Source organism: Mesorhizobium sp. P2_F8 (assembly GCF_056403655.1).
In genome coordinates, this window is sequence record NZ_JBFUFB010000001.1 from 406,022 (window position 1) to 419,345 (window position 13,324).

The window sequence follows — 13,324 nt, forward strand, 5'->3', positions numbered from 1 at the left end:
TCAAGCGCTTCCAGCCACCTTGATCTTCATCTCTTCTTCGCCGCGCACCATTTTGGTCACAGCGGCGAAGTCGAGCTTGCCGGAACCGAGGACCGGCACTTTTGCAACGGCGCGGACTTCGGCCGGCACCATCAGGTCCATGGCGCCGTTCGCCTTGGCGAAGGTCAGGAATTCGGCGCGCGTGGCGTTGGCGGCCTCGGTGATCAGGATCAGCTTTTCGCCCTTGCGCGCATCCGGTACAGTGGCGACCGCTGAGAGCGAGCCTTTCCACAATTCGCCAGCCAGCGCCTCGATAGCAGCCAGCGATATCATCTCGCCGCCGATCTTGGCAAAGCGCTTGGCCCGGCCGCGAATGGTGATGAAGCCGACGTCGTCGACGGCGACGACGTCTCCGGTGTCATGCCAGCCGTCTTCGAGTGGTTCGAGCACACCGGGCTTCTCGGCCCTGAGATAGCCGGCCATGACATTGGGCCCACGCACGAAAAGCCGTCCGCCATCGTCGACACCGGGTACCGGATCGAGGCGATATTCCATGCCGGGCATGATTTTGCCGACGGTTCCGGAGCGGTTGTACATCGGCGTGTTGATCGAGATCACAGGTGCTGTTTCGGTGACGCCGTAACCCTCGAGGATGCGCACGCCGAACTTCTCCATATAGGTCATGCGCGTCGCTGCCTTGACCGGCTCCGCGCCAGCAAAGCAATAACGTATCGAGCGGAAGTCATAGGGGTGCGCGGTGCGCGCATAGCCGGCGAGGAACGTGTCGGTGCCGAAGATGATCGTCGCGTTCGAGGCGTAGATCAGTTCCGGCACGATGCGGTAGTGCAGCGGCGAGGGGTAGAAATAGACCGGCACGCCGGAGATCAGCGGCAGCACCGTGCCCGCCGTCATGCCGAACGAATGGAAGATCGGCAACACGTTGAACACCTTGTCGCCCGAATGGAAGTCGATGCGCGAGGCGGCCTGGGCGGCATTGGCCAGGATGTTGCGGTGGGTGAGCACGACGCCCTTCGGCGTGCCTTCCGAACCCGAGGTGAACAGGATCACCGCGGCATCGCCGGGCTTGCGCGGCGCGCGTGGCGTGCTCTTGCGCAGCAAGCCGAGCAGCTTGTCCTTGAGGCCGACGGTCCCGCGCAAATCGTCGAGCCAGACGATGTCGACCGAGCGGCCGATTTCCTCGACCACCGCACCGAGCTTTGCCTGTTCGACAAAGGCGCGAGAGGTGAGCACGGTGCGCACTTCGGCGGCCTTGCAGGCGGACAGGATGTTGGCCGCACCGGCGGTGAAGTTCATCATCGCCGGAACCTTGCCGGCCGACATGACGCCGAGCAGCGTCGCGCAGGAGCCGTTGGCGTTCGGCAGCATGATGCCGAGCGTCTGCTGACCGGCATAGAGGTTCTGGAATTTCTCGCCGAGCACCGCAGCGGCCGTGAGCAGTTTTCCGTAGCTCAGCGAACCGGTGACCGGATCCTGCACGGCGAGCTCTCTCATGCCGCGTTCGTTCGCCGTCTGGATGATCTTTTCCAGCACCGTCTTGTCGATGTCCTGGGTACGGAAGACGAGGTCCGACATCACCTGATAGAGGGCAGCGCCCGCAGCGGCGCGGCGCTTGCGGCCCTTTAGGTCTTGCAGCACTTCCAGCTTTACCGGCTCAAGGATGGTCACCTTGACCTTTGGGAACAGCCGGCGGCGCACATGCTGCGAGGTCAGCCGTGAAAAATAGCTTTTCTCCAGCCCGTCGATGCGCACCGGTACGACCATCGAACCGGTCTTGTCGGCGACCATGGCGGCGCCGTCATAAACCTTCATCAGGCCGCCGGTGACGGTGATGCGGCCTTCCGGGAAGATGACAAGCGGATCGCCGCCCTGAACGATCTTGATCAGCGTGCGGGTCGACATCGGCTTGGATGGGTTGAGCGGCAGGGCGCGGGCGAGTTTCATGAACGGCTTCATCCACCAGGCCTGGGCGATGGTGTGGTCGATGGCGAAGACCGGCTCCTCATCGGTCAGGGTCAAGGCCAGGGGACCGTCGAGGAAGCTGACATGGTTGAGCGCCAGGATAGGTGCCGGGCCGGCGGCCTTGAGGTTTTCCATGCCCTCGACTTCCAGCCGATGGAAGGCACGGAACAGGATGGAGACGAAATCGCGGAAAGCGTTGGTCGGCAGGTATTTCAACATCAGCCAGGCGGCGATGGCGTTGGCCGCAGCAAGGCCGAACAGGATGGCTCCGGTGGAGACGCCGGCTGACTGGATCGCGGCGACGAGTATGCCTCCTACTGTCATGAAGCCTGCGTTGACGATGCTCACGGCGGCGACGACGCGGGCACGACTCGCTTCGGGCGACCATGCCTGTACGGCAGCAAAGGTCGGCACCACGAGGAAGGCGCTGGCAATCGCCATGCCGGCGAGGTCGATCGCAACATGGATCGTGTTTGGCCCGGCGAAGAACAGGGCAAGGGTCTCGGCCCTGGGCGAAGGCTGCATGCTCCAGATGGTCCAGGCCAGGTCCAATCCAAACAGCGCCAGCAGCGCCGTGCCGACCGGTGCAGGCAACAGCACGATGCGTCCCTGCGACATCCACGCGGCAATGGCCGAGCCAATGGCGATCGAAACGGCGAACACCGCGAGATAGGCAGTCACGGCGATCTCGTTGCCGCCGAGCGAATCCTTGATCAAGGTCGGCAGGATCGAAAGAACGATGGCGCCGATCAGCCAGAACCAGGACGTCATCAGCCCGGCGCGCCAGATCCGCTTGTCGCCACGCAATCGGTTGACCTGCCGCCAGGTCGAGCGAAAGACGTTTTTGTCGATGACGAGGTCGGGGGCGGCAGAACCGGTGGACGGGATGTAGCGGCTGACGATCCAGCAACTCACGGCGAGGATCATCATGATCGGCCCGAAGACCGAGACGCCTATGCCATCGGCCGAGACGATGCCGCCGGCGATAGTGCCACCGAGGATGGCGGCGAAGGTCGCCGATTCGATCCATGCGTTGGCGCCGGGCAATTCCCTGCGCTCGAGGTGATCCGGCAAGATGCCGTACTTGATCGGTCCGAACAGCGCCGAGATGATGCCGAACATCAACAACGCCACCATCAGCACCGGTATCGACGACAGCGCGATGCCGACGACCGCGACGCCAGCAGCGGCGATCTCAGTGAATTTCAGCCGACGGGCGATGAGGGCCTTGTCGAAGCGGTCGGCGATCTCGCCGCCAAGGGCTGACAAGAGCAGGAAGGGAGCCATGAAGACGGCACCGGCCAGGGTGACCAGTGATGCCGCCTTGTCCGCCGCCAGCGTGAACAGAATAAGGAACACCAGCGTGTTCTTCAGGAAATTGTCGTTGAAGGCAGACAGGAACTGCGTCCAGAAGAGAGGCGCAAAGCGCCGTGTCATCATCAGATGACTGTTCGTATGATTGTTCGGAGCGATGTCCATGGCGGCGACTTCCATTGGGCAAGGCCGTTGAAGTCCTGGTCCGATCGATCAACGGTCTTACGCGGTTTGAGCGTAGTGGTAGCGGAAACCCGGTTACACTTCGTTACTGCGGTTGACGTCCATCAGCAGTGTCTCGGTCTTGGCGTCCTCCAGCCGGTTGATGAAGCGTCTTGCGCGTCAGGCAGCACCCTGGCGATCAAGGTATGCACGAGGCCGCGATGGCGAAACTAGCTGTGGTGAACGCTTCCCGGGTGCTTGAGTTCTTGGCGCTTAGTTGTTGGTGGCCATCGATATGATCCTTTCGTTTCAGCCTTAAGCCGGGTCGCTGGTGGTCTGTTTCAGGCCGGATACAATCAAGCCGACTTGCCGACAGCGTTTCCGTCAACCGTTCGAGCTTCGCGCCGGCGCATGGTTCGCCCGACGAACGAAATTTTAATGTAAATGAAGCGTAATCCCGGTCATTAAAATGATGCGTATGTGTTGGGGTTGCGCATGCCGGAATATTCGTCCTTCATCCGTTCGGTCCGGGCCCGCTATATTTCAGGGTTGCTGATCTTTGCGCTGGCTTCCGCCGCCATCGTGATCGCGCTCGATCGGGTCAATTCCTTTCGTCATGACATCGATGCGCTAAGCAGCAACCTCGTCGTTTTCACCCGCGACCTGCGCAACGCGACCAGCTTTGCCGAGACGACCGGTACCGCCTGGCGGGCGGAGACGCGCGATGCCCTCACCTCATCGGCGCGCGGTCATTCGGAGCGCCTGACCGGCGAGATCGAAACGCTGACCGCGCAGCTTGCCGCGATCAAGCCGCGCTTGTCGGTGAAGACAATCAACGAGCTCGAAACCGCTTCCGTCAACGGCGACCTGTTCTGGTCGCCACGCGATATGGTGCGCAACTTCAACCTGATGTCGATGGCGCAGAAGGTCGATGAATGGAGCTATCGCGAAATCCGCAACCAGAATGACCTGTTCGCCCAACCCATGCTGGTCCGCGTCCGCACCGCGATGGACGACGAGCGCCATCTGGCCGATGTCTCCAGCGACAGGCTGCTGCTGTGGGCGAGCGGCATCCTGTTCGCCGCCCTTGCCATCGTCGCCTTCTGGATCTTCCGCCCGATGGAAGTGGCCATCCGCCGCGCCTTTGCCGAATCCGCCGAATCCCTGTTCAAGGCCGAGGCCGCCGACCGCGCCAAGTCTGAATTCCTGGCCAATATGAGCCACGAAATCCGCACGCCGATGAACGGCGTGCTCGGCATGGCCGAGCTGCTGGCCAAGACCGACCTGACCGCGCGCCAAAAAACCTTCACCGACGTCATCGTCAAATCCGGCAATGCGTTGCTCACCATCATCAACGACATCCTCGATTTCTCCAAGATCAATGCCGGCCAGCTGACCCTCGATCCGGCTCCCTTCCGTCTCTCCGAGGCGGTCGAGGACGTGGCAACGCTGGTTTCGGCGCGCGTCGCCGAGAAGAACCTCGAACTGATCGTGCGTGTCGACCCGCGGCTGCCGGCCTATGTCGTCGGCGATGCCGGACGGTTCCGGCAGATCGTCACCAACCTGCTCGGCAATGCGGTGAAGTTCACCGAAAAGGGTCACGTGCTGATCGATGTCGGCGGCGAGATCGTCAACGACGTGGTCCAGCTCAAGGTCCGCGTCGAGGACACCGGCATCGGCATACCGGCCGAAAAACTGCAGAACGTTTTCGAGAAATTCGCCCAGGTCGACGGGTCGTCGACCCGCCGCCACGAGGGCACTGGCCTTGGCCTAGCCATCGCCGCGCGCCTCGTCGATCTGATGGCGGGCAAGATCGGCGTCGAGAGCGAGATCGGGCGCGGCTCGGTGTTCTGGTTCGCGGTGCCGCTGCCGGCGCACCATGCCGTGGCGCGCGACGAAATCGTGCCGGTCGACGTCACCGGCGCGCGCGTACTTGTCATCGACGACAATCCGGTCAACCGCGAGATCCTGCTCGAGCAGCTGAGAAGCTGGAGCTTCGACTGTGCCGCCGCCGAAAGCGGCGCCGTGGGCCTGGCCTTCCTCGATCGCGCCTTCCAGCTGGGCGCCGCCGTCGACTGCATCATCCTCGACTACCAGATGCCGGGCATGAACGGCGCCGATGTTGCCAGGGCCATTGCGTCCGACAGCCGGCTGGCTTCCATTCCGGTGGTGCTGCTGACCTCGGTCGACCAGGTCGATTTCGGCAAGATGATCATCGACTTCGGCATCGCCGCGCACCTGACCAAGCCGGCGCGTTCCGCTGTCCTGCTCGGCACCGTCATCTCGGTCATCCAGAGGGCCCGCTCGCAGGTCGGCAAGGCCCAGTTCGTCCGCGAACCGATCGTGCCGGCTCCCCCTGCTGCGCCACCCGCTTTCACCGTTATCCGCGGCCCGGCGATACCCGTTGCCGCGGCACCAGAATCGACGGCTACGCTGAACGGTCCGATCGACATCCTCATTGCCGAGGACAACGACGTGAACCAGTTGGTTTTCGGCCAGATCCTGAACGGCCTTGGCCTCAGCTATCGCATCGCCGGCAACGGCCGGACGGCGGTCGAGATGTACCGGGCGCTGCGCCCCAGGCTGATCCTGATGGACGTCTCGATGCCGGAGATGAACGGCTACGAAGCGACCCGCGCCATCCGTGCGATGGAGACCTCGTCGGGCACTCACATCCCGATCATCGGCGTCACCGCGCACGCGCTGAAGGGCGATCGCGACAAGTGCATTGAGGCCGGCATGGACGACTATCTGCCCAAGCCGGTTTCACCCGACCGCCTCGGCACCAAGATCGGCACCTGGCTCAGCGAGACGGTGGTGGCGAAGACGGCCTAGCCCGCAACCATCGGCATATCAGGCGGCGGCGTCCAGATGATAGCGGCGCATCCAGTCAAGGCTCGTCTCGTCAGCGAGCTTTGCAACACCTGGCTTTATGTCATCGGCGATCGGCGCTTGAACGCCCAAGGCTCCGCAGATGTCTAGCAATGTCGCGGCCGGGTTGGCGGCAAGACGCTCGTAGCCAAGCCGCCGCGGGATTATGCCTTGTTCTACGAACCAGATGTTCCAGGCGGCATCATAGGCCTCGAGCTCCGTGACCTCACGTTTGAGCCGCTCGAAATCATATTGCGGTTCTTTCGCGGGTGCGACCCTTTCGATCTCGGTTCCGTCGGGAGCAATATGCCAGAGACCGGTTTGCTCTGCCTTGACCAGGGAGACAGCCTGCGCAAGCTTGTTCTCACGCGAGAGATGCATGTAGAGAACACGGCCGAATGCTTTCTCGAACCGCGCTCTGTCCGATGGAAGTCTTGGGAAAACCTGGTCGAGGATCGCTGAAAGCTCATCTAGGTTTTCCCGCATCAGACGAAGACCGAAAATGCCTGTCCCACCCCTGCCATTGACGATCGCCGCCTTGAGATAGGCGGCATTGAAGTCGAGCTCGCTCATCGTGTCGCGACCGGGCAGGCCCCACTCTTCGGCCCACTCCGACACATCCTGCCGCCGATAGAATGAGTGAGGATCGCCAGCCGTCTTCGTGGACGCCAGAAGCTTGCACAGCAAAGTGCTTCCGGTCCTCGGGGTGCCGCAGATGATGTATCCGTCAAACATGTCACGGCTCTCGCGGTTCGTCGGTGGCAAGGCTGTCGCCCCTGGCAAGGAATGGTCGCGCTATAGCTGAAATCTTTGCTGGATGCGACGGGCGCACTCCAGCGGAGTAAGCACGCTTGTGTCGACTTCGAGGTCGTAGCGAATGTTCTCGTGCACGCGCCCATATTGCCAGCGCGCCAGGCCCGGCAGCCGATCGGCACGCTGGGCTTCGCGCGCCTCCAGCACCTCCAGCGGCGCCAGGACAGCAACCACATGGAGGTCGAAGGCCGACAGCAGTTCGAGATATTCGGACATTTCGCCGTTGCAAAGCACCTCGTCGACGATGAGGTTGTTGCCTTGCCCAGCCATGGCGGCGATGGCGTGGCGCATGCCGCGCAGGGTCCGCGCTCCCACCGGTCCGGTCCTGATCACGACCGCAGGCTTGCCGTCCTGCCGGATGGTCTCATAGGAAAAGCCATCCGCATGGTCCTGCAAGGCGTCGGGCAGCATCTCGATGAAAGTGTCCATCTGGACATGCAGGAAGGGCGCGGTAGTGATCTGTTGCAACGCCTTTGCGATGGAGCTCTTGCCGGCACTGCCGACGCCATTGAGCAGGATGATGCTGGCTTTCACGTCATCGCCCCCTTTTCGGCCAGAACATCTTGCCCGCCACGGGTCAGACTACCGGTTGCGCACCACCACGCACGCTCCGCCGACGCTTTGCAATTTCTGGCAGATGACATTGGCGGCGGCGCGGTCGTCGACACCGATCCTGACCGCGTAGATGCCGCGCCGGCCGATTGGCGTGCGCACCCGGCTGACCACCGGATCATGGCCGCTGAGCAAGGCCGGGAAGCGGCCCCTCACCCGCAGCCACTGACTGATCGCGGCGCTGCGGCGGAAGTTGCCGGCCACCTGGATGCCCCATGGTTTTATGTTGATCGAGGCCATCGCCACGGTCTGCGACATGATCACCGGCAGCCTGCGGCAAGCGACTGCAAAATCCGCCTTCTGATCGAGCGGCTCGACCTTTCCGGCATAGGCCGGATCGGTGAACTTATCGACCGGCTCGCCCATGATGTCGAATACGTAGCTCTCGGTCTCCATCGGCAGGAAGCCGCCGGAACCGAGCCAGCGCGACACCCGGCTTTCGCCGGCATTGTAGGCGGCAGCCGCCAGGCCGAGATTGCCGTAGGCACCCTTCATCTCGGCGAGATATCTCGCCGAGGCAGGGATCGCCTGGTTGATGTCGAAGGAGTTGGCAAGGCCGCGCATCTTGGCGGTGCCCGGCATGAACTGGGCGATGCCTTCGGCGCCGACCGGACTGACGGCGTTGGGATCGAAGCGGCTTTCCTTCCAGATCAGCCGGGCGAAGAAATCCCTGGGCAAGCCGTTCTGGTCGGCATGGGCCTGGATCAGGGTGCAGACCTTGTCGATGAGCCGCTGTTTGGCGGATTGCGGTGGGTCTGCCTGAACCAGCGTCGACCAGCCCACTCCGCACAGCAAGATCAGCGCCACCCACAGGAAACGCTGCATGGCGCCTACTCGGCCGCAGCCTTGCCGCGACCAAACCGTTGCTCGATATAGTCTGCGACCATTTTCTCGAAATCCGCCGCGATCGATGGCCCGCGCAGCGTCGCTGCCTTCTTGCCGTCGACGAAGACAGGCGCCGTCGGCGTCTCGCCGGTGCCGGGCAGCGAAATGCCGATATCGGCATGCTTGGACTCACCCGGGCCGTTGACGATGCAACCCATCACCGCGACCTTGAGGTTCTCGACGCCGGGATATTTTTCGCGCCACACCGGCATGTTCTTCCTGAGATCCGCCTGGATGTTCTGGGCAAGTTCCTGGAAAACCGTGGAGGTGGTGCGTCCGCAGCCGGGGCAAGCGGCGACGATCGGCACGAACTGCCTGAACCCCATCGTCTGCAGCAGTTCCTGCGACACCTGCACCTCACGTGTACGGTCGCCGTTCGGCTCCGGCGTCAGCGAGATGCGGATGGTGTCGCCGATGCCTTGCTGGAGAAGGATGCCCATGGCGGCGGACGAGGCCACGATACCTTTCGAGCCCATACCGGCCTCGGTCAGGCCAAGATGCAGCGCGTGGTTGGAGCGGGTAGCGAGTTCGGTATAGACGGCGATCAGGTCCTGCACGCCGCTGACCTTGGCCGACAGGATGATTTTTTCACGGCCAAGGCCGATCTCTTCCGCCATTTCGGCCGACAGGATCGCCGACTGCACGATCGCCTCGCGCGTCACTTCCTGCGCCGTCAGCGGAAAGCCCTTGGCCTGGTTATCGTCCATCAGCCGGGTCAAAAGCTCCTGGTCGAGCGAACCCCAGTTGACGCCGATGCGCACCGGCTTGTCATATTTGATCGCCATCTCGACGATGGCAGCGAACTGCCGATCCTTCTTGTCCTTGAAGCCGACATTGCCCGGGTTGATGCGGTATTTGGCCAGCACCTCGGCGCAGGCCGGATGGTCGGCCAAAAGCTTGTGGCCGATATAGTGGAAATCGCCGACCAGCGGAACGTCGACGCCGAGCCGCGCCAGCCTTTCGTGGATGCGCGGCACGGCCGCAGCGCTCTCGTCGCGATCGACGGTGATGCGCACGATCTCGGAGCCGGCGCGGTGCAGCGCCGCAACTTGCGCAACCGTCTGGTCGACATCGGCCGTATCGGTGTTGGTCATCGACTGCACGACAACCGGCGCGCCGCCGCCGACGACCACGCCGCCGACATAGACGCCGACCGAGGTGCGGCGGGGGAAGGGAGAGGAAAAATATCCGGTCATGCCCGGCAGCCTTTTGTCTCTGGAGCGCCATGCGTCCGCTAGGACGCACAAACGCCCCGGGCCGATGCGCTAAAGTCCGGGCATGAGGTGGAGGAGCAAAGATGGCTTGTCAATGGCGACAGGTCGCCACTGGCCGCATTTGGCTCGCCGCCGGGATCAAAAACAATCGGTGATCCGGCGACGGCCGAAGCGACAATTGACCTGAACGGAAGTCCAGCCTGGGCGATCGCCGCGCTGGAAATCAAAATCCACCACACCGGCGACAGCTGCCGCCGGCAAAAAGGCCGTGGATCGTGATCGTCTATATCAGGAGGGCATCAATGCGTGGTCGGTTGTGCTCTCAGTTTTTCAATCTCGTCCTTGAGTGCCAGCTTGCGTCGCTTCAGATTCACGATTTCGAGGTCGTCCACCGACGGATGGTTCATCGCGTCATCGATCTCGCGTTCGATGTCGCCGTGTTTCCGCTGCAACTCATCAAGATGGGAAGCAAGAGACATGATTGGTTCTCCCTTTCATGGTTTTCCTCGATTGCAACCGTCACGGCGCGTCCACCGCAGGTTCGCTTCTGTGACGGCACAATGACACTGTGCCACCATCCGGCCGCGATGTCGAATGATCCGTGGTAGCATTCCACGACAATGTGAAATGTGATATGGGCTGCGCGCCAGCGGCAGAAGTTGCCGGTTCCGCCCAATCAGGCCCAGTTTTTGGGCGCCGCAGACGTGCAGACGGTAGAGAATGTCCGATCAGGAACAGGCCGATATTCGCCTCGAATTTTCCCGGCTGAAGCAGGAACACGCCGATTTCGATGCGGCGATCAACGCAATGATCGCCACGAACTGCGACCCGCTGCAGATCCAGCGCATGAAAAAGAAGAAGCTGTTCCTCAAGGACCGGCTGATGGCGCTGGAAGACAAGATCATCCCCGACATCATTGCGTGAGACGGCGAGCCGGGGTCGATCCCGATCGCTTGCGCCTATCCGGCGATCGAAAGCCTGGCGGCGCGGTCGCGCAGCAGACCGATGAGACTGCCGGTCCGCTCCTCGGACGTGTCGATGGGAACCACCAGGCACATCGTCGCCTCGACCTTGCCAGGTCCTGAAAAGACGGGCGCGGCGAGGCATTTCGTATAGGCATCGACAAGGCCCGAGGTGACGCAATAGCCTGTGGCTTCGGCCTTCGCTATGTCGGCGATGAAGTCGTTGAGAAGCAATCTGCGACCGTCCGGCAGGACGAGATCGTCTTCGGACACCATGTCTTCGATCTGGGCCTGTTGGAAGCCCGCCAGCAGCAGCCGTCCCGAAGCGGTCCAGGGCAGCGGTATCTGCAGGCCGGTGGCGGAGCTGATGCGGAACGGCCTGGTGCCCGGGCTTGAATGGACGATCGTATAGCGGCCACTCTGCAGCATACACAGTTCCGAGGTCTCGCCCGTTTCGCGCGACAGATTGTCGACCTCCTGGCGCCCGCGCCTCAAGAGGTCGTTGCCCCGCACATAATCCATTCCGTAGAGATAGAGCTTCTTGCCGAAATAGACGCGATTGCCGTCGCCGGCCATTTCCAGCAGGCCGGCATCCACCAGCGACCGCACAAGCGTGTAGGTCGTCGAGCGGGGTGCGTTCACCCCCTTGGCAAGATCGCCAATGCCGATCGCGCGCTGCGTCGTGTGCAGAAATTCCAGGATCTCGAGCACCCGGTTGAGGCCTTTTTCGCGGGAGCCCGAAATCTTCTCGTCGGCTGAAACTGCTGGGGCATTGCCGTCTTGCATTGTCGATTCCTGATGCTAGTATCTGTCTTGTACAGGATACATACGTCTCTTGTAAGAGACAATCGCTGTGAAAATCGACGATGCGTGAATTTCCTGTGCATAGGGGAACACAACACGAAAGGAGGTCGCCGTGAACGACACATCCGGAAGACGTGATTTTCTGAAATTTGGAATGGCGGGACTGGCCACGGCTGGCGTGCTTGCAACCGTCGATGCCCAGAAGGCTGCCGCTCAGGCAGCATCCGACAGCCTGCTGCGCACCGTGCTCGACCGCGGCAAGCTGATTGTCGGCACTGGCAGCACCAATGCGCCCTGGCACTTCGAAAACGATGCCGGCGAACTGGTCGGCATGGACATCACCATGGGACGTATCCTTGCCAAGGGCCTTTTCGACGATCCGACCAAGGTCGAGTTCGTCATGCAGGATCCGGCGCAGCGCATTCCGAACGTCACTACCAACAAGGTCGACATCACCATCCAGTTCATGACGATGAGCGCCCAGCGCTCGCAGCTCATCAACTTTTCCCGGCCTTACTATGTCGAAGGCGTCGCGCTGCTGACCCTTCCCACCGCCGAGAACAAGACTTTCGACAAATTGCTTGCCGCTGGTTCGGCGACACGCGTCTCCATCTTGCAGAACGTCGATGCCGAAGCATCGGTGCACATAGCTCTGCCGCAGTCGCAAGTGATGCAGATCGACACCCAGGCCAACGTGTTGCAAGCACTGGAAGCCAAGCGCGTCGACGCTGCCGCGGTCGATCTTTCGACCGTGCGTTGGCTTGCCTCGCGCAATCCGGACAAATACTTCGACGCCGGCAAGAGCTGGTTCTCGATGCTGTACGGTGCGGCACTCCGGCAAGGCGATCTCGACTGGCTGACCTTCGTCAATCAGACTTTCACCATCGCCATGTTCGGTCACGAAACGGCGCTCTACGACGCAGCGTTCAAGGATTACTTCGGACAGGAGCCGCCGGCTCGCCATCCCGGTTTTCCGGTTATCTGATCCATTTGGCGGAAGGGCGGCATTCAGCGCCCTTCCGCCAGCTTCTCCTCGACGGCCCTTCGCACTGAGGCTGACGCATGGGCTATGCCCTGAATTTCAACCTGATCTGGCGGCATTTCGACAAGCTGTGGGGCGGACTGCTGCTCAGCCTCGAACTGGCCATCATCTCGATTGCCATCGGCATCGTCATCGGCCTGGTTCTGGCGGTCTGGTACGTTTCGGCCGGGCGCGTGGTGCGTACAATCATCGCCGCCTACGTCGAATTCATCCGCAATGTGCCGCTGATCCTGCTCGTCTATCTGGTGTTCTACGGCCTGCCGACGGTGGTCGATCTTGCCTACAGCGCCCCGACCTCGTTCATCTTGACGCTGTCGGTGTATAGCGGCGCGTATCTGGTCGAGGTGTTCCGCTCCGGGCTCGAAGCCGTCCCACGTGGGCAGCTTGACGCCGGCAAGGCGATTGGCCTGACGCCATGGCAGCGACTGGTCCATGTGCGCCTGCCGACCATGCTGCGCATCACCTTGCCGGCGCTGTCCAACACCTTCATCTCGCTGTTCAAGGACACTTCGATAGCCTCGGTCATTTCGGTGCCGGAGCTCACCTACGGCGCCCAGTGGATCAATTTCAACACCTTCCGCATCGTCGAGGTCTACCTGGTGACGACGGCGATGTACCTGTTGACCGGCTATGCGCTGCTTTTCGGGTTACGACTCGTCGAGCGCCGATTCCGGGCGGCGCGCTGA

The 13,324-nt window shown here is 62.1% G+C and carries 11 protein-coding genes; 4 read left to right on the forward strand and 7 right to left on the reverse strand.

Annotated elements, in window-relative coordinates; all coding sequences use genetic code 11:
- A complete protein-coding gene (locus AC1DZP_RS01960) occupies positions 1–3,438 on the reverse strand; it encodes an acyl-[ACP]--phospholipid O-acyltransferase (RefSeq protein ID WP_477299954.1) in 3,438 nt (1,145 codons plus the stop codon).
- Between the two features lie 492 nt (positions 3,439–3,930).
- Here AC1DZP_RS01960 and AC1DZP_RS01965 point away from each other — a divergent pair, with 492 nt between their 5' ends.
- Positions 3,931–6,270 carry a response regulator gene (locus tag AC1DZP_RS01965; protein ID WP_477299955.1) on the forward strand — a complete coding sequence of 780 codons (2,340 nt, stop codon included), beginning with the start codon at positions 3,931–3,933 and terminating at the stop codon, positions 6,268–6,270.
- Between the two features lie 18 nt (positions 6,271–6,288).
- On the opposite strand, the gene AC1DZP_RS01970 is transcribed toward AC1DZP_RS01965, so the two are convergent.
- The 5 genes from AC1DZP_RS01970 to AC1DZP_RS01990 form a co-directional block, all read right to left on the reverse strand.
- Entirely contained in the window at positions 6,289–7,041 is a 753-nt protein-coding gene (locus AC1DZP_RS01970) for a Stf0 family sulfotransferase (protein WP_477299956.1), read from the reverse strand.
- Positions 7,042–7,101: 60 nt separating this feature from the next.
- Positions 7,102–7,653, reverse strand: coding sequence for a chloramphenicol phosphotransferase CPT family protein (locus tag AC1DZP_RS01975; RefSeq protein WP_477299957.1), 552 nt, complete (start codon positions 7,651–7,653; stop codon positions 7,102–7,104).
- Positions 7,654–7,701: 48 nt separating this feature from the next.
- Complete coding sequence (locus AC1DZP_RS01980; RefSeq protein ID WP_477299958.1) at positions 7,702–8,556, reverse strand: transglycosylase SLT domain-containing protein; 855 nt, start codon at positions 8,554–8,556, stop codon at positions 7,702–7,704.
- A gap of 5 nt (positions 8,557–8,561) precedes the next feature.
- Positions 8,562–9,812, reverse strand: coding sequence for a flavodoxin-dependent (E)-4-hydroxy-3-methylbut-2-enyl-diphosphate synthase (gene ispG, locus AC1DZP_RS01985; protein ID WP_477299959.1), 1,251 nt, complete (start codon positions 9,810–9,812; stop codon positions 8,562–8,564).
- A gap of 317 nt (positions 9,813–10,129) precedes the next feature.
- A complete protein-coding gene (locus tag AC1DZP_RS01990) occupies positions 10,130–10,309 on the reverse strand; it encodes a YdcH family protein (protein ID WP_027023510.1) in 180 nt (59 codons plus the stop codon).
- A gap of 241 nt (positions 10,310–10,550) precedes the next feature.
- On the opposite strand from AC1DZP_RS01990, the gene AC1DZP_RS01995 reads away from it, so the two are divergent.
- Positions 10,551–10,754 (forward strand): YdcH family protein, encoded by a 204-nt coding sequence (locus AC1DZP_RS01995; protein ID WP_095089397.1) that lies wholly within the window; start codon positions 10,551–10,553, stop codon positions 10,752–10,754.
- A gap of 35 nt (positions 10,755–10,789) precedes the next feature.
- Here the strand turns inward: AC1DZP_RS01995 and AC1DZP_RS02000 are convergent, their stop codons facing one another.
- On the reverse strand, positions 10,790–11,578 hold the full coding sequence (locus AC1DZP_RS02000) for an IclR family transcriptional regulator (protein WP_095089399.1): 789 nt from the start codon (positions 11,576–11,578) through the stop codon (positions 10,790–10,792).
- Between the two features lie 130 nt (positions 11,579–11,708).
- Here AC1DZP_RS02000 and AC1DZP_RS02005 point away from each other — a divergent pair, with 130 nt between their 5' ends.
- Both AC1DZP_RS02005 and AC1DZP_RS02010 read left to right on the forward strand, forming a co-directional pair.
- Entirely contained in the window at positions 11,709–12,581 is an 873-nt protein-coding gene (locus AC1DZP_RS02005) for a transporter substrate-binding domain-containing protein (RefSeq protein ID WP_095089400.1), read from the forward strand.
- Between the two features lie 77 nt (positions 12,582–12,658).
- Positions 12,659–13,324: an amino acid ABC transporter permease gene (locus AC1DZP_RS02010; protein WP_095089401.1), complete on the forward strand. Its 666-nt coding sequence runs from the start codon at positions 12,659–12,661 to the stop codon at positions 13,322–13,324.